Raw genomic sequence first — 16095 nt, forward strand, 5'->3', positions numbered from 1 at the left:
TCAGCCGCCGGCGTTCTGCATCATCCAGGCCAAGAAGTGCCCGTCGTTGGCGAGCACCGTCGCGAAGGCACCCATCGTGACGAGGGACGCGACGGCACCACCGAGGAGCGGCACCCAGACGGTGCGCTTCCGGCGGCGTAGGCGGACGATCGACCACCAGGCGACGAGGACGAACAGCACGACCGTGACGATCGCACTCACGAGTGCCGCGGTGGTCAGTGCGCCCGGGTCCTCGAGCGAGGTGTAACGGAGCTCCAGCTCTCGCCGGACACCGGAGGCGACGGTGCCGACGGAGAGCGACTGGACGACGGACACGAGCCCGAACGCCAGCAGCATGACGGTGAGCAGGAAGTCGCCGGGTGACGCCCCGAACCGCGACGTCGGGACAGCTGCGCCCGACGGCGCGCCCGCCGACGGGCGCGACGCCGTGGACGTCTGCCGTGCTCCGGGCCCGGTGCCGGCCGCGGCGGACTCGCGCGCGGCGACGGCAGCCTCGTGCGCCTGGCGCTCACGCTCGGCGCGTTCCTGTTCGACGAACACCGGGTTGACCCAGCCGTCCGGGGCGTACTCGCCGTACTGCGGTGCCGGACGGCCGTGGACGCGACCGTCCGCGGTACCGGCGGCCGACGTCGGCGGGTCGAGCCGGGCCTCCTGTCCGTCGCCGTGTCCACGCGACGGCACGGACGACCAGTCCCCCGCGCTCATCGGGTACGACCGCCGAGGGCGCGCGTCGGGTTTCCAGACGCGTCGGTGCGGAGTTCCTTCGGGAGGGAGAACATCAGGTCCTCGTGCGCGGTGACGACCTCTTCGACCGATCCGTAGCCGGCATCGGCGAGCTGCTCGAGGACCTCGTGGACGAGCTCCTCGGGGACGGACGCCCCACTCGTGACGCCCACCGTGCGGACGCCGTCGAGCCACTCCTGCCGGATCTCCTCGGCGTAGTCGACGCGGTGCGCCGCGCGGGCGCCGTGCTCGAGTGCGACCTCGACCAGGCGGACGCTGTTCGACGAGTTCGCCGAACCGACCACGATCACCAGGTCCGCCTGCGGGGCGACCTTCTTGATCGCGACCTGCCGGTTCTGGGTGGCGTAGCAGATGTCGTCGGAGGGCGGGTCCTGGATCGTCGGGTACTTCTCGCGCAGGCGACGGACGGTCTCCATCGTCTCGTCGACACTCAGCGTGGTCTGCGACAGCCAGACCAGGTTGTCCGGGTCGTCGACGGTGAGGGCGGCGACGTCCTCCGGCCCGTTGACCAGGATCGTGCGCTCCGGCGCGTGCCCCATCGTGCCTTCGACCTCTTCGTGGCCCGCGTGCCCGATCAGGATGATGGTGCGCTCGGCCTTGGCGAACCGGGTGGCCTCGCGGTGGACCTTCGTGACGAGCGGGCACGTGGCGTCGATGGCGTGCAGGTCCCGGTCCGCGGCACCGGCCACGACCGCGGGGGACACCCCGTGCGCGCTGAAGACGACGTGCGATCCACGGGGGACCTCGTCGACGTCGTCCACGAAGACGGCGCCGCGCTGCTCGAGCGTCGACACGACGTGCACGTTGTGGACGATCTGCTTGCGGACGTAGACGGGTTCGCCGTACTGCTCCAGTGCCTTCTCGACGGCGACGACCGCGCGGTCGACACCGGCGCAGTAGCCGCGCGGGGCGGCGAGCAGGACCTTCTTGGTGCCGGTCACCGGGTCGTTCCGCAGCCGTCCGCGCGGCGCGGGCATGCGCGGCGGGGCGAGTGGGACCGAGTGGCCGTTGGTGATCGTCACGTCCCCGATGATAGGTGAGCAGGACCGACGGGGCCTGGGCACGGGTGTCACCGGTGTCCGGCGGGGCCTGGGCGCGGGTGTCACCGGTGTCCGGCAGCATGGGACGGCACCACGAGGAGGAGCGCATGGCGATCGAACAGGGACCACCGACGGCCGACAACCCGTGGCCCGTCGCGCTGCTCGGCGCGAAGATGCGGGACTGGATCGACCGGCTCGGCACCGCGTGGGTCGAGGGCGAGATCACGCAGTGGAACGTCGCCGGCGGCAACGTGTACGGCAAGCTCAAGGACGTCGAGGTCGACGCCACGGTGTCGTTCTCGATCTGGTCGAGCGTGCGCTCCCGGGTGCCTGCCGACCTCGGACAGGGCGCCCGGGTGGTCGCCGCGGTCAAGCCGAACTACTGGGTCAAGGGCGGCTCGCTGACGATGCAGGTCGTCGAGATGAAGCACGTCGGGCTCGGGGACCTGCTCGAGCGGCTCGAACGGCTGCGCCGGACCCTGGCCGAGGAGGGCCTCTTCGACGTCTCACGCAAGAAGCGTCTGCCGTTCCTGCCGCACCGCATCGGACTCGTCACCGGCAAGGACTCCGACGCTGAGAAGGACGTCAAGCGCAACGCGCAGCTCCGGTGGCCGCAGGTGGAGTTCCGCACGATCCACGCAGCAGTGCAGGGCGAGCGTGCCGTGACCGAGGTGACGGCGGCCATCCAGGAACTCGACGCCGACCCCGAGGTCGACGTCATCATCGTGGCCCGCGGTGGTGGCGACTTCCAGAACCTGCTCGGCTTCAGCGACGAGGGGCTGGTCCGCGCAGCGGCGGCCGCGACGACCCCGATCGTCTCGGCGATCGGCCACGAAGCCGACCGACCGATCCTGGACGAGGTCGCCGACCTGCGCGCCTCGACCCCGACCGATGCCGCGAAGCGGGTCGTGCCCGACGTCGCCGAGGAACTGGCGAACGTGCGGCAGGCGCGGGCCCGGCTGGGACTCCGGCTCTCGCACACGCTGTCCGTCGAGGCGGACCGCATCGCCGCGCTGCGCTCCCGTCCGGCACTCGCCTCCACCGCGTGGCTCGTCGACACCCGTGCCGAGGAAGTGGCACGAGATCTCTCCCGGGCGCGCGAGCTCCTCGACCGTCGCATCGAGCGCTCCCACTCGGACGTCGGGCACCTGACCGGACGCCTCCGAGCGCTCTCGCCCCGGGACACGCTCCGGCGCGGGTACGCGATCGTCCAGACGACCGATGGCGGCGTCGTCCGGGCCGCTGCGGACCTCGCCGGCAGCACGGACGTCCGCGTGACGCTCGGTGCCGGCACGGCGACGGGCACGCTCGAACCCGAGGGGCCGGGGCCCGACGGCGAGGGCTGAGCATGCTCCACCGGCGCCGCCTCCTCCACAGGCGCGGCGTTCTCCACAGGCGCAGCGTTCCGACGAGCGCGTCGGTGGACCCTCGGTAGGATCGAGGCGTGTCATCCGAGGAACAGCCCGAGACCGCCCAGAGCGGGCCGACAGACGTCCGGTCCCTGAGCTACGAGGCCGCGCGCGACGAACTCGTCCGCGTCGTCAACGAGCTCGAGCAGGGCTCTGCGACGCTCGAGCGCTCGCTGTCCCTCTGGGAGCGCGGCGAAGCCCTCGCGGCACGTTGCGAGGAGTGGCTCGTCGGCGCCCGTGCGCGTCTCGACGCCGCCCGCGCGGCCAGCGACGGTGACGCTGCCGAGGCCTCCCGGTGACCGATCCGGAGACCGGCCGCCCGGTCGTCGCCGAGCTCGGCCGCCCCGAGACGGCTGAGGAGACCTGGGCGCGCAAGGACTCCGCGCGCCGTGCACGCCGCCAGCACCAGACGGCCTTCAACCTCGTGCTCGCGCTCATCGCGTCGCTCGGCATCGTGGTGTTCCTGGTCGCGGTCGTGGCCCGCCCGGACGGCGCCGTGGACCGCAGCGTCGACTACCAGCAGGTCGCATCCCAGGCGGACGTCCCCGGCGTCACGCTCGCCGCGCCGGAGCTCCCCGACTCGTACAGCGCGAACCGCGCCGACTACAAGGACGAGGCCGCCGACGGCGTGGACGTCTGGACCGTGGGCTTCCTGACCCCGGACAAGCAGTACGTCGGCCTGCAGCAGGGCATCGACGCCAACCCGACCTGGGTGGCGAACCAGCTGGACCAGCACGCAGCGACGGGTTCCCGGTCCATCGGCGGGACGAAGTGGACCGTGTACGACCGCCGCGCGGAGGGCAAGGACGCCGGCAACCAGGCGTACGCCCTCGTCGCGAGCTTCGGCCGGAACACCGTCGTCCTGGCCGGCACCGCCGACGACGCCTCGTTCCGGAAGATCGCCGCCGGCGTCGCGAAGCAGCTGAGCGACTGACCCAGTCAGACCCCGCAGCGACTGATCCAGGCCGAACCCGTCACCCGAAGCAGCACCGAGGAGCCGAACCCATGACCGACCGCGCAGCGTCCACCCCCGCCGACGCCCTCCGACTCCTCGTCGAGGGCAACGCCCGGTTCGCGGCCGACAAGCGCCGTACCGGCCGCATCGACCCCGACCGCCGCAACGAGCTCGCCGGGTCGCAGGCGCCGTTCGCGACCGTCCTCGGGTGCTCGGACTCCCGCGTGCCGTTCGAGCACGTCTTCGACGCGGGCATCGGCGACGTGTTCGCGATCCGCAACGCCGGGCAGATCGTCGACGACGTCGTGCTCGGCTCGATCGAGTTCGCCGTCGTGGCGCTCGGGACCCCGCTGGTCGTCGTCCTGCGCCACACCAAGTGCGGTGCGGTCGCGGCGGCACGATCGGGCGAACCCGTCCCGGCGCCACACCTGCAGGCGCTCGTGGACGCGATCTCGCCGAGTGTCGAGCGGGTCAGGGCGACTGACGCCGACCTGCCGCAGGAAGCCATCGGCGCGGCACACCTCGAGTTCACGCTCGGCGCGATCCTCGAGCGCTCCGGCGCCGTGTCCGACGCCATCGCCGAGGGTAGATTGGCGGTCGTCGGCGCGACCTACGACCTGACCACGGGCGAGGTCAGCATCGACACCGTCGTCGGCCAGGCCTGACGACGGGCCGCCGGTCCGACGGGGACCGGCACGGCACACGAGCCACGGCGATCCACCGCGGCCCGAACGACACCCCGGGCGCGACCGCGACCGGCAGCACCACCAGGAAGGACCACGACGACGTGACCGACACCACCGCGACGACACCCACCGCCTCGACCAGCACCGAGTCGTCCACCGACGACGGTTTCCGGATCGAGCACGACACCATGGGCGAGGTCCGTGTGCCCGTCTCGGCGCTCTACCGCGCCCAGACGCAGCGTGCGGTGGAGAACTTCCCGATCTCGGGCACCGGGCTCGAGTCGGCGCAGATCGTCGCCCTCGCGCGCATCAAGCGTGCTGCAGCGATCGTCAACGGGCAGCTCGGCATCGTCGACGGGGCCGTTGCCGACGCGATCGTCGGTGCCGCGGACGTCATCATCGCTGGTGAGCACCACGACCAGTTCCCGGTCGACGTCTACCAGACCGGCAGCGGCACCTCCTCGAACATGAACATGAACGAGGTCCTGGCGACCCTGGCGTCCCGGAGCGGCACGGCCGTGCACCCGAACGACCACGTCAACGCCTCCCAGTCGTCCAACGACGTCTTCCCGACCTCGGTGCACGTCGCCGTGACGGACGCCCTCATCCGGTCGCTCGTCCCCTCCCTCGAACACCTCGCCGACTCCCTCGAAGCGAAGGCCACGCTGTGGGCCGACGCCGTGAAGTCCGGTCGCACCCACCTGATGGACGCCACCCCGGTCACCCTCGGGCAGGAGTTCGGCGGCTACGCCAGGCAGATCCGCCTCGGCATCGAGCGGGTGAACGCCACGCTCCCCCGCGTCGCCGAGGTCCCGCTCGGCGGCACCGCGGTCGGCACCGGCATCAACACGCCGAAGGGCTTCCCGCAGCAGGTCATCGCCCAGCTCGCCGAGGACACCGGACTCCCGATCACGGAGGCGCTCGACCACTTCGAGGCCCAGGGCGCCCGCGACGCACTCGTCGAGGCGTCCGGCGCCCTCAAGGTGCTCGCGGTCAGCCTGACGAAGATCAACAACGACCTGCGCTGGATGGGCTCCGGCCCGAACACCGGGCTCGGCGAGCTGCACATCCCGGACCTGCAGCCGGGGTCGTCGATCATGCCGGGCAAGGTCAACCCGGTCATCCCCGAGGCGACGCTCATGGTCGCGGCACGGGTGATCGGCAACGACGCCACCGTCGCGTGGGCCGGCGCGTCCGGTGCCTTCGAGCTCAACGTGGCGATCCCGGTGATGGGGACCGCGCTGCTCGAGTCGATCCGTCTGCTGGCGAACAGCTCGCGGGTCCTCGCCGACAAGACCGTCGACGGGCTGCAGGCGAACCTCGAGCGTGCGCGCGCCTTCGCGGAGTCCTCGCCGTCGATCGTGACGCCGCTGAACCGCGTCATCGGGTACGAGGCCGCCGCGAAGGTCGCCAAGCACGCGGTCGCCGAGGGCATCACCGTCCGCGAAGCCGTGGTCGCGCTCGGCTTCGTCGAGCGCGGCGAGGTCACCGAGGCGCAGCTGGACGAGGCGCTCGACGTCCTGTCGATGACCCACCCGAACTGACGCACCACGCGACGGACGGGAGGCCCGGTGCCAGCTGGCACCGGGCCTCCCGTCCGTCTGCGGTCGCGTCCTGCGCGCCTAGACCAGGTCGGGCGAGTCCAGCATCTCGGTCACCAGCGCCGCGATCGCGGAGCGCTCGGAACGCGTCAGCGTGACGTGCGCGAACAGCGGGTGCCCCTTGAGCCGCTCGATCACCGACGCGACACCGTCGTGCCGACCGACCCGCAGGTTGTCGCGCTGCGCGACGTCGTGGGTGAGCACGACGCGGGAGTTCTGCCCGATGCGGGAGAGCATCGTCAGCAGGACGTTCCGTTCGAGTGACTGGGCCTCGTCGACGATGACGAACGCGTCGTGCAGGGAGCGCCCGCGGATGTGGGTCAGCGGGAGCACCTCGAGCATGCCGCGTTCCACGACCTCGTCGAGGACGTTGTCGGACACCAGCGCGCCGAGGGTGTCGTAGACGGCCTGCGCCCACGGGTTCATCTTCTCGCTCGCGTCTCCGGGGAGGAAGCCGAGCTCCTGCCCGCCGACCGCGTAGAGCGGCCGGAACACCATGATCTTCTTGTGCTGCTGCCGTTCGAGCACGGCTTCGAGTCCGGCGCAGAGTGCGAGCGCCGACTTGCCCGTGCCGGCGCTGCCGCCGAGCGAGACGATCCCGATCTCCGGGTCGAGGAGCGCGTCGATCGCGAGCCGCTGCTCGGCGGAGCGGCCGCGGAGCCCGAAGACCTCGCGGTCGCCGCGGACGAGGGCCACCGAACCGGCGGTGTGCACGCGGCCGAGACCGGATCCCCGTTCGGAGTGGATGACGACGCCGGTGTTGACCGGGACGCCGTCGAGCTGCGACGACCGGATCTCTTCCTTCTCGTAGAGGTCGGACATCTGCTCGCCGGAGATCTGCAGCTCGGCGATGCCCGTGTAGCCCGAGTCGACGGCGAGTTCGGCGCGGTACTCCTCTGCCGCGAGGCCGATCGAGGCGGCCTTGACGCGCAGCGGGAGGTCCTTCGACACGACGACGACGTCGAGCCCGTCGTTGGCGAGGTTCGACGCGACCGCGAGGATCCGGGAGTCGTTGTCACCGAGCTGGAGGCCGGACGGCAGGACGGACTGGTTCGAGTGGTTCAGCTCGACGCGGAGCGACCCGCCTTCGCCGACCGCGACCGGGAAGTCCAGGCGCTCGTGCTCGATGCGGAGTTCGTCGAGGATCCGGAGGGCCTGCCGGGCGAAGTACCCGATCTCCGGGTCGTTGCGCTTGGACTCCAGTTCGCTGACGACCACGACAGGCAGCACGACGGCGTGCTCGTCGAAGCGGAACAGGGCCCGCGGATCACTCAACAGCACCGAGGTGTCCAGCACGTAGGTGCGCTGGTCCGTGCCGGTCGACACCGCGGCGGAAGCCGAGGTCGACGCTACTGACGAGGTTCCGTGGGAGACGTTCTGAGAGGTCACGACCACTCCATCCCCGGGCCGCACGCGACCCGGTCCTTGTCCTCGACACGGCCACGGAGCGGGTCCCGAAGCACCATCTGTGGCCGCTTCGATCGGGCGCGGTGCCCGATGCGGCAAAGCTACGACGACCCTCTGACAGCACGCCAGCGACACGCGGATTGCTCGGTTACGTTCATGTGAACGCCACCTGAGCGCGCGTCAGAACGAGGTGGCGTAGGAGATGCAGGCGTCCCGGAACATGTCGAGGGTCTCGTCGGTCGTCGATGCGAACACCGACACCCGGACCGTGCCGAGGCGGGTGCTCGCCGTGACCCCGTGGTTGTGCAGCGCCGCCGACAGCGCGGTGAGTCGCCCCTCGGCGGGCCGGAGCACGACGATGCCCGCACGCTCGGCGGGGTCGCGGCTCGACTCGACCTCGAGCCCGAACTCGTCCGCGATCTGGAACACCCGCTCCACGCGGTCCGCGACGCGCTCCTGCACGGTGGACACCCCGACCGCGGTGAGCCGCTCGAGGGAGACCGCGAGCCGTGCCTGTGCGACGGGGTCGATCCGCGTCATCGTGAAGCCGGCGGCACCAGGACGCACCGACGGCACCTCGACCGGCCACCCGGTCGTGCCGTGCGGCCCGGAGAGTGCCGGCTGCAAGCGGCCGAGCGCACGGTCGCTGAACGACACGAAGCCCGTGCCCCACCCGGCGTGCAGCCACTTCTGACCACCGGTCGCGACGACGTCGGCGACCTCGTACGGGGCGTCGACGACGCCGAAGCCCTGGATCGCGTCGACGATGAGCAGACGGTCGCCGATGACCTCGCGGATGCCGGCGAGGTCGGCGCGGTACCCGGTGCGCCAGTCGACGAGCGAGACGGCGACGGCGGTGATGTCATCGGCCCCGGACTCGGCGGCTGCGGCGAGTCGTGCCGCGACCAGCGACGGCGTCACCCACCCCGCGCCGGACTCGATGACGACCGGGCGCACACGGCCCCCGGTGGCCGACGCGGCACTCGCCAGCGCCAGTGGCATCGACGGGTACTCGTCCGCGGCGACGAGCACGCCACCGGTCAGCCCGAACGCGGTGTGCAGCAGCCCGGGCGTCGTCGCGGTCTGCGAGACGACCTGGTCCGCGCGGACGCCGACCAGCCGTGCGGCGACGGCCCGGACGCGGGCGTCCTGCTCGTCGAGCGTCTCCATCGCCCCGAAGCGCATGTGTTCCTGGATGGTCCCGAGGACGCGCTGCTCCTCGAGCACGGCGGTCTGCACGGGCCCGAAGGCCGCGTGGTCGAGGTATCCGGGATCCTCGGCGAAGCCGGCGGCGTACTCGTCGATCGTGGTCACAGCGGACACCTTTCACAGGAACAGAACCCTGTGAGTGTACTGGGACCCGGGGCAGCCGCCGAACCGGGCCTCAGCCGCCGAACCGCCGCGACCGCCGCCCGAAGTCGCGCACGGCTCGGAGGAAGTCGACCTCGCGCAGGTCCGGGTAGAACGCCTCGACGAAGTAGAACTCGCTGTGCGCGCTCTGCCACAGCATGAAGTCCGACAGGCGCTGTTCGCCCGAGGTGCGGATCATCAGGTCCGGGTCCGGCTGCCCCTGCGTGTACAGGTGGTCGCCGATGAGCTCGGGCGTCAGCACCTCGGCGAGGGTGTCGAGCGTCCCGCCGCCCTCCCCGTGGGCGCGGACGATGCTGCGCATGGCGTCGGCGATCTCCCGCCGGCCGCCGTACCCGACCGCCAGGTTGATGTGCAGCCCGGTGTTGCCGGCGCTCCTGGTTTCTGCCTCGGACAGCGCTGCGACGAGCTCGTCGGGCAGCCCTTCGTTCGACCCGACGTGCTGCACACGCCACGTGCCCTGCCGCGACAGGCGATCGGCCAGCGCCGCGATGATGCCGATGAGTTCCTGGAGCTCGTCGCCGCCGCGCCCCTTGAGGTTGTCCGCCGACAGCAGGTAGAGCGTGACGACCTGCACGCCGAGGTCTTCGCACCAGGTCAGGAACTCGGGGATCTTCGCCGCGCCCGCGCGGTGTCCGTGGGCGGCGGTCTCGAGGCCGAGCTGCTTCGCCCAGCGGCGGTTCCCGTCCACGATCATCGCGACGTGCTTCGGCGTCGGTGCCCCGTCGATCTGCCTGCGGATGCGCTGCTGGTAGGCGCGGTAGAGGATCCCGCGTCCTTCCCGTCCCAGCCTGCCGGTCACGCAACGACTGTAGTGCACGGCTCCTCGGTGCGGACTCCCAGCCGTCCGGGTGCTGCCCGGACATATCGTCGGAGGATGCAGCACGACCGGGACGGCGACACCCTCCCCCACGTCCCGTTCACGGAGGAGGCGACGGACGAGGCGGCGAAGGACGCATCGCAGGCAGCCGTGACGGCCGTCGAGCCACGTCCGGCCTGGCGCGGCTGGATCCACCTCGGCACGTTCCCGTTCGCCATCGCGATGGGCATCGTGCTCGTGTCACTCGCTGCGAGTCCGGCAGCGAAGGCCGGGTCCGCCGTGTTCATGGCCACGTCGCTGATCATGTTCGGCGTCTCCGCGACCTACCACCGCTTCCCGTGGGGGCCGGTGGTCAAGAAGGTCCTGAAGCGGATCGACCACACGAACATCTTCCTGCTCATCGCCGGCACGTACACGCCGGTCGCGGTCTGCGCCCTGCCGCACACGCTCATGCTCGTGGTGCTCTGGGTGATGTGGGGCGGCGCGCTCCTCGGCATCACCTTCCGCGTGTTCTGGATCGGCGCACCACGCTGGCTCTACGTCCCGCTCTACCTGGCGCTCGGCATGGCCGCGCTCGGGATCCTGCCGCAGCTCTTCGCGGCGAGCGTCCCGATGACGGTGCTCGTACTGTCCGGCGGGCTCGCGTACGTCGTCGGCGCGCTGGTCTACGGCTTCAAGCGGCCGAACCCGTCCCCGACGGTCTTCGGGTTCCACGAGGTCTTCCACGCGCTCACGGTCGCCGCGTTCGCGGCGCAGTGGGTCGGCATCCTGCTGGTGGCCCTGCACCCGGTCCGCTGACCCCGCGGACGGCTCGGCAGCGCGCACGTTCCGTCCCATCACGCGTGCAGTAGGAAGCCGAATCGCGCGTAGGTGACGGAAAATTCCGACCTTTTACGCGCGTTTTGACCTCCTACGCGCGATTCGGCCCGACAGGCGGGAGGGCGGACGGGAGGCTCGTGGCGGGGCCCGGAAGGAGCCTCCAGGCCGGCGACCGGGGTCGCTAGCCGCGTTCGGTGTCGTCCGCGACGTCGGTGCGGCCCGGCTCGTCGGCGTCGCCGACGTCCTCGCCACGGGCCTCGGCCTCGAGGCGCTCCCGGATCTCGGCGCGGTAGCGGGTGCGCCGGATGCGGCGGGTCATGTCCACCACGAGCAGGATCGTCAGGACCGCGATGACCGCGATCGCGATGAACCCGGCGACCCCCGGCGTGACGTCCACGTCGGGGACGGCCGAGGTCGGGCTGGGGCTCGGGGTGGCGGCGAGTACTGCCGCGATGGTGCTCACGCGTTGACGTCCTGTTCCGGTGGGATCCCCGCGAAGAGGTCGGACTCCGGCAGGTCGGTGGGCACACGGGCCTCGACCAGCTGGTAGTCCTCGGTCGGCCACACCGTCGCGAGGAGGTCGTTCGGCCAGTAGAAGAAGGGGCTGTCCGGCGGCACCTGGCTGGCGTGCGCACGGAGTGCGGCGTCGCGGGCGTCGAAGTACTCGTGCACGTCCACGTGCGTCGTCGCGAGGTCGGGCCGGTCGGCGAACCGCTCCACCCACTCGCCGAGCTGCTCGAGGAGCGGGCTCTCCGGCTCGCGCTCCTCGAGGGCCTCGTAGAACGCGGTGAAGCGACGAGGGTTCATGGTGCGCTCGTAGTAGAGCTTCGAGATCGACCAGGGTTCCCCGGCCTCCGGGTACTTCGCCGGGTCGGCGGCGTCGCGCCAGGCGGCCACGGAGACCTCGTGCGTGCGGATGTGGTCGGGGTGCGGGTACCCGCCGTTCTCGTCGTAGGTGACGAGCACGTGCGGGCGGAACCGACGGATCACGCGGACGAGGGCCTCGGTGCTGTACTCGAGCGGGACGGTGGAGAACGTGCCGGGTCGCACGGTCTCGCCCTGTTCGGCGTCGGGCAACCCCGAGTCGTGGTAGCCGAGCCAGACGTGGTCGATGCCGAGTGCCGCCTGCGCAGCCGCCATCTCGCCGCGGCGGTAGCCGGCCATGTCGCGGTGCGCGTGGCTCGTGGCGGGCTCGCCGAGGTGGTCGTTGAGGATGTCCCCGGCCTCGCCCCCGGTGCAGGAGACCACGAGGACCTGGTCACCGTCGGCCACGTACTTCGCCGAGGTGGCCGCTCCCTTGCTCGACTCGTCGTCGGGATGGGCGTGCACGGCCATCAGGCGGTAGGGCACCGGACGTTCCTCACTGCTGGCGATCGGGATGCACGTCGCGCGCGCATCGGGGGTGCGGGTGGCGCACGGAGAGCGTGAACTACCCTGGGATCAGGATAATCACCCCGGGAGCCCCGAACTGTCCGAACAGCTGAACCCGACCCCGTCTGGACCGACCACGTCTGGCTCGACCACCACGGCCACCCTCGACGACCGCTACGGCCGCACCCCCGGGCGCGCTCGTCGCACCCGGACGATCGCCATCGCCGCGGCGGCCGCGATCGTCGTCGTGTTCGGCGCCTGGGTCATCTGGGCGGGTCCTGGGCAGACCTCGCACGGCCTCGACACCGAGGACGTCGGCTACGAGATCCTCTCGGCGCACAAGGCCGTCGTCCACTCGCAGGTGTCGGTCGATCCGGGCACGAAGGCCGAGTGCGCGGTCCAGGTGCTCGACAAGTCGTACACGATCGTCGGCTGGAAGACGGTGTCGCTCCCGGCCGCCACGGAGCGCTCGCGGTCGATCACGACCGAGGTGAACACCACGACACGCGGCGTGACCGGCTTGATCCACACCTGCTGGGTTCCCTAGACTGCCCTGATTCGCCTGACGAGATCGACCGCTCCGGTCGGTCTCGTTCTTTCATGGCCGAAGGGATTGACTTTCATGAGCAACGACACGCAGGCCACCTGGCTCACGCAGGAGGCGTTCGACCGCCTCCAGGCGGAGCTCGAGGAGCTGAGCGGCGAAGGCCGTGCCGAGATCGCCCGCCGCATCGAGGCCGCGCGCGAAGAGGGCGACCTCAAGGAGAACGGCGGCTACCACGCGGCGAAGGACGAGCAGGGCAAGATCGAGGCTCGCATCCGCGTGCTGACGAACCTGCTGAAGACGGCGACCGTCCGCGAGGCCGAGTTCGACGGCACCGTCGAGCCGGGCACCGTCGTGACGGCGACCATCGCGGGCGACTCCTCGACGTTCCTCGTCGGCAGCCGCGAGATCGTGGCCGAGGGGTCCGACCTGACGGTCTACAGCCCGGTCAGCCCGGTCGGTGCCGCGATCGTCGGTCTCCGCGCCGGCGACGCCACGACGTACACCGCACCGAACGGCAAGGACATCGCCGTCGAGGTGACGAAGGTCGAGCGCTACGAGCCGTAGGCTCGCGCCCCCTCACGAACGACGCGCCCCGTCCTGACGGGGCGCGTTGTTCGTTGCGGGGCGCGATCCGCGCCGCTGGCCGGACGGGAGGCTCGTGGCGGCGCCGCCACGAGCCTCCCGTCCGCCTCAGTGCAGCAGCTGCTCCGGGCGGAAGCCCGCCTCGTGGAGCCGTTGGATGACCTCTTCGGCGTGCTCGGGGCCGCGGGCCTCGATCGACAGGTCGAGTGCGACCTCGTTGATGACGAGCCCCTGCCCGTGCCGGGTGTGCAGGACCTCGACGACGTTCGCGCCGGCGTCGGAGATGACCTGGGAGACCCGGGCGAGCTGTCCCGGGCGGTCCGGCAGCATGATCCGGATGCCGATGTAGCGCGACGCCGCGACGAGACCACGGGTGATCACGCGCTCCATCATGAGCGGGTCGATGTTCCCGCCGCTCAGGAGCACGACGGTCCGTCCGGTGTCCTTGACGGCCCCGGCCATGATCGCCGCCACGCCGACCGCGCCTGCGGCCTCGACGACGAGCTTCGCGCGCTCGAGGAGCACGAGCAGCGCACGGGCGACGTCGTCGTCGGACACCATGACGATCTCGTCGACGAGGTCGCGGATGATCGGGAAGTTGAGTTCGCCGGGTCGGGCGACGGCGATGCCGTCCGCGATGGTCGGCGTCGTCTGGATGGTCACCGGCTCCCCGGCGTCGAGCGAGTCGGGGTAGGACGCGGCGTTGGCCGCCTGCACGCCGATCACGCGGATCGTGCGGCCGAGACGCTCGGCGAGTCCCTTCACCGCGATGGCGATGCCGGCGATGACGCCGCCGCCGCCGATCGGGACGACGACCGTGTCGACATCGGGCACCTGGTCGACGATCTCGAGCCCGAGGGTGCCCTGCCCGGCGATGACGTCGGGGTGGTCGAACGGCGGGATGAACACGGCACCCGTGCGGGCACCGAAGTCCTTGGCGGCCGACAGCGCCTCTTCCACGGAGTGGCCGCGGAGCACGACCTCGGCCCCGTAGTGCCGGGTCGCCTGCAGCTTCGGCAGGGCGACGCCGACCGGCGTGAAGATCGTCGCCGGGATCCCGAGCTCACGGGCAGCGAGGGCGACGCCCTGGGCGTGGTTGCCGGCACTGGCGGCGACGACGCCCTTCGCGCGCTGCTCGGGCGTCAGCGCTGACAGGCGGTTGTACGCTCCGCGCACCTTGTACGCACCGGTGCGCTGCAGGTTCTCGCACTTCAGGTGCACGGGCGACCCGAGGAGCTCCGCGAGGAACTGCGACGTCTCCATCGGGGTCACGCGCGCAACGCCCGCAATGGTCTCCCGCGCAGCCTCGATGTCGGCGAGCGTGGGGGCCTGGGGAGGAGCGCTGGTGTCGGTCACTCCCCCATCATCGTCGGTGCGGGGCCCCGCCCGCGAACCGATGACGTCAGTTGGTGCTGGCGGTGCCGTCCGTGGCCGTGGGTTCCTTGTCGCTGCCGGGGGCCGGGACGTCGTCCTGCGTGGTGTGCCGACGACGTCGGAGGAGCTGGATGTTGCCGTGCTGCCCGCGTTTCGGGGTCGCTTCGAGCACGTGGTCCGAGTCGAGTCGACGCCACCGGCCGCTCGCGATGGTGGTGACCATCGCGTTGACGGTCGCGATCAGGGGGACCGCGAAGAACGCTCCGGCGATGCCCGCCAGACCGGATGCCGCGGTGACGCCGAGGACGACCGCGAGCGGGTGCACCTTCACCGCGTTGCCCATCACCAGCGGCTGGAGGATGTGCCCCTCGATCTGCTGCACGAGCAGGACGACCGCGAGCACGAGGACCGCGGCGATCGGCCCGTTGAAGATCAGCGCGACGAAGACCGCCAGGAACCCGGTGACGATCGCACCGACCACGGGGATGAACGCCCCGAGGAACACGAACGCGGCGATCGGGATGACGAGGGGCATGCCGCCGAAGAACAGCCCGACGATCCAGGCACCGAGGCCGATGCCGACGGCGTCGACGAACGCGACGAAGATCTGCACGCGGATGAAGCTCGTCAGCGTGATCCAGCCGGCCACGCCGGCACCGTCGACCGCTGCGCGCGCCTTCTTCGGGAAGAGCCGCACGGTCCAGCGCCAGACGTTCTTGCCGTCGATGAGCAGGAAGATCGTCGTGAACAGGATGATGAACAGCGCCTCGAACACGTGGGTCGCACTCGATCCGGCGCTCGCGACGCCGGAGAGGATCGACCCGGAGTTGTCCTGCAACCACTTCGTGGCGTCGTCGAGCCAGCCGTTGACGTCCTTCTGGGTGATGCCGAGGCCGGAGTTGAGGACGAAGTCGCGGATGTTCGCGTACTGCGAGAGCGTCCGGTCCCGGAGCGACGGGTAGGACGCGATGACCTGGTCCACGACGAGCCAGATCAGGCCGCCGAGCGCGGCGATGCCCGCGAGCAGGCTGACGATGACGGCGATCCACTTCGGGACGTGGTGGCGCTGCATCCAGTTCGAGAACGGGACGAGCAGCGCGGAGATCACGATACCGATGAGGAACGGGATGAGGATCTCGCTGAAGATCGTCATCAGCCAGATGAAGAGCGCGATCACCCCGACCACGACGAGCACCCGCCAGGACCAGGCCCCGGCGATGCGCATGCCCGTCGGTACCGAGTCCTCGACCACGGGGTCGGGATGAGTCTGCTTGCGTACCCATGCCATGCCCGGAAGTGTATCCGTGTGTCGCCTGACAGGTTCCAGATGCGGCATATCCGTCAGCAGGTCGACGTCGGTGGCGCTCAGTAG

17 protein-coding genes are annotated in these 16095 nt (G+C 71.0%); 8 read left to right on the top strand and 9 right to left on the bottom strand.

The genetic code is table 11. The annotated features are described in order from the left end of the window. Positions 1-705 carry a DUF6264 family protein gene (locus tag ACO0E1_RS04505; RefSeq protein WP_422873085.1) on the bottom strand — a complete coding sequence of 235 codons (705 nt, stop codon included), beginning with the start codon at positions 703-705 and terminating at the stop codon, positions 1-3. Continuing rightward, complete coding sequence (locus ACO0E1_RS04510; protein ID WP_422873122.1) at positions 702-1721, bottom strand: 4-hydroxy-3-methylbut-2-enyl diphosphate reductase; 1020 nt, start codon at positions 1719-1721, stop codon at positions 702-704. Before ACO0E1_RS04510 ends, ACO0E1_RS04505 begins: the two co-directional genes overlap by 4 nt. 170 nt (positions 1722-1891) lie before the next feature. Here ACO0E1_RS04510 and xseA point away from each other — a divergent pair, with 170 nt between their 5' ends. From xseA to ACO0E1_RS04535, 5 genes are all read left to right on the top strand, one after another. Then, positions 1892-3130: an exodeoxyribonuclease VII large subunit gene (xseA, locus tag ACO0E1_RS04515; RefSeq protein WP_422873086.1), complete on the top strand. Its 1239-nt coding sequence runs from the start codon at positions 1892-1894 to the stop codon at positions 3128-3130. A 98-nt stretch (positions 3131-3228) separates the two neighbouring features. Then, a complete protein-coding gene (locus ACO0E1_RS04520) occupies positions 3229-3492 on the top strand; it encodes an exodeoxyribonuclease VII small subunit (RefSeq protein WP_422873087.1) in 264 nt (87 codons plus the stop codon). Further along, a complete protein-coding gene (locus ACO0E1_RS04525; protein ID WP_422873088.1) occupies positions 3489-4127 on the top strand; it encodes a DUF4245 domain-containing protein in 639 nt (212 codons plus the stop codon). Before ACO0E1_RS04520 ends, ACO0E1_RS04525 begins: the two co-directional genes overlap by 4 nt. A gap of 71 nt (positions 4128-4198) precedes the next feature. Beyond that, positions 4199-4813 (top strand): carbonic anhydrase, encoded by a 615-nt coding sequence (locus ACO0E1_RS04530; protein ID WP_422873089.1) that lies wholly within the window; start codon positions 4199-4201, stop codon positions 4811-4813. Positions 4814-5007: 194 nt separating this feature from the next. Further along, positions 5008-6378 carry a class II fumarate hydratase gene (locus tag ACO0E1_RS04535; RefSeq protein WP_422873123.1) on the top strand — a complete coding sequence of 457 codons (1371 nt, stop codon included), beginning with the start codon at positions 5008-5010 and terminating at the stop codon, positions 6376-6378. Between the two features lie 78 nt (positions 6379-6456). Here the strand turns inward: ACO0E1_RS04535 and ACO0E1_RS04540 are convergent, their stop codons facing one another. The 3 genes from ACO0E1_RS04540 to ACO0E1_RS04550 form a co-directional block, all read right to left on the bottom strand. Further along, positions 6457-7761: an RNA 5'-3' helicase PhoH2 gene (locus tag ACO0E1_RS04540; RefSeq protein ID WP_422873124.1), complete on the bottom strand. Its 1305-nt coding sequence runs from the start codon at positions 7759-7761 to the stop codon at positions 6457-6459. Positions 7762-8022: 261 nt separating this feature from the next. After that, the gene (locus ACO0E1_RS04545; RefSeq protein ID WP_422873090.1) at positions 8023-9156 is read right to left on the bottom strand and encodes an aminotransferase class V-fold PLP-dependent enzyme; all 1134 of its coding nucleotides are present in this window, start codon (positions 9154-9156) and stop codon (positions 8023-8025) included. Between the two features lie 70 nt (positions 9157-9226). After that, a complete protein-coding gene (locus tag ACO0E1_RS04550; protein WP_422873091.1) occupies positions 9227-10012 on the bottom strand; it encodes an isoprenyl transferase in 786 nt (261 codons plus the stop codon). A gap of 75 nt (positions 10013-10087) precedes the next feature. On the opposite strand from ACO0E1_RS04550, the gene trhA reads away from it, so the two are divergent. Next, positions 10088-10828, top strand: a complete 741-nt coding sequence (gene trhA / locus ACO0E1_RS04555) for a PAQR family membrane homeostasis protein TrhA (protein WP_422873092.1) — start codon at positions 10088-10090, stop codon at positions 10826-10828. 202 nt (positions 10829-11030) lie between these two features. On the opposite strand, the gene ACO0E1_RS04560 is transcribed toward trhA, so the two are convergent. Next, a complete protein-coding gene (locus ACO0E1_RS04560; RefSeq protein WP_422873093.1) occupies positions 11031-11312 on the bottom strand; it encodes a hypothetical protein in 282 nt (93 codons plus the stop codon). After that, positions 11309-12199: a mycothiol conjugate amidase Mca gene (gene mca / locus ACO0E1_RS04565; RefSeq protein WP_422873094.1), complete on the bottom strand. Its 891-nt coding sequence runs from the start codon at positions 12197-12199 to the stop codon at positions 11309-11311. Before mca ends, ACO0E1_RS04560 begins: the two co-directional genes overlap by 4 nt. Positions 12200-12257: 58 nt before the next feature. Between mca and ACO0E1_RS04570 the strand changes: the two genes are divergently transcribed. Then, on the top strand, positions 12258-12767 hold the full coding sequence (locus ACO0E1_RS04570) for a DUF4307 domain-containing protein (protein ID WP_422873095.1): 510 nt from the start codon (positions 12258-12260) through the stop codon (positions 12765-12767). A 75-nt stretch (positions 12768-12842) separates the two neighbouring features. Continuing rightward, on the top strand, positions 12843-13331 hold the full coding sequence (greA, locus tag ACO0E1_RS04575) for a transcription elongation factor GreA (RefSeq protein ID WP_281267130.1): 489 nt from the start codon (positions 12843-12845) through the stop codon (positions 13329-13331). 126 nt (positions 13332-13457) lie between these two features. Here greA and ilvA read toward each other — a convergent pair whose 3' ends face one another. Both ilvA and ACO0E1_RS04585 read right to left on the bottom strand, forming a co-directional pair. Continuing rightward, positions 13458-14705, bottom strand: a complete 1248-nt coding sequence (ilvA, locus tag ACO0E1_RS04580; protein ID WP_422873096.1) for a threonine ammonia-lyase — start codon at positions 14703-14705, stop codon at positions 13458-13460. A gap of 46 nt (positions 14706-14751) precedes the next feature. Continuing rightward, positions 14752-16011 carry an AI-2E family transporter gene (locus ACO0E1_RS04585; RefSeq protein WP_422873097.1) on the bottom strand — a complete coding sequence of 420 codons (1260 nt, stop codon included), beginning with the start codon at positions 16009-16011 and terminating at the stop codon, positions 14752-14754. Between the last annotated feature and the right edge of the window lie 84 nt (positions 16012-16095).

This window comes from Curtobacterium guangdongense (genome assembly GCF_049341845.1).
Classification (GTDB): Bacteria; Actinomycetota; Actinomycetes; order Actinomycetales; family Microbacteriaceae; genus Curtobacterium; species Curtobacterium guangdongense.

Bases quoted from the DNA above. Each gene is read 5' to 3' on its own strand.
- ACO0E1_RS04530 (WP_422873089.1), top strand. From the start codon at position 4,199: ATGACCGACCGCGCAGCGTCCACCCCCGCCGACGCCCTCCGACTCCTC.
- xseA (WP_422873086.1), top strand. From the start codon at position 1,892: ATGGCGATCGAACAGGGACCACCGACGGCCGACAACCCGTGGCCCGTC.
- ACO0E1_RS04585 (WP_422873097.1), bottom strand. From the start codon at position 16,011: ATGGCATGGGTACGCAAGCAGACTCATCCCGACCCCGTGGTCGAGGAC.
- ACO0E1_RS04510 (WP_422873122.1), bottom strand. From the start codon at position 1,721: ATGCCCGCGCCGCGCGGACGGCTGCGGAACGACCCGGTGACCGGCACC.
- greA (WP_281267130.1), top strand. From the start codon at position 12,843: ATGAGCAACGACACGCAGGCCACCTGGCTCACGCAGGAGGCGTTCGAC.
- trhA (WP_422873092.1), top strand. From the start codon at position 10,088: ATGCAGCACGACCGGGACGGCGACACCCTCCCCCACGTCCCGTTCACG.
- ACO0E1_RS04505 (WP_422873085.1), bottom strand. From the start codon at position 705: ATGAGCGCGGGGGACTGGTCGTCCGTGCCGTCGCGTGGACACGGCGAC.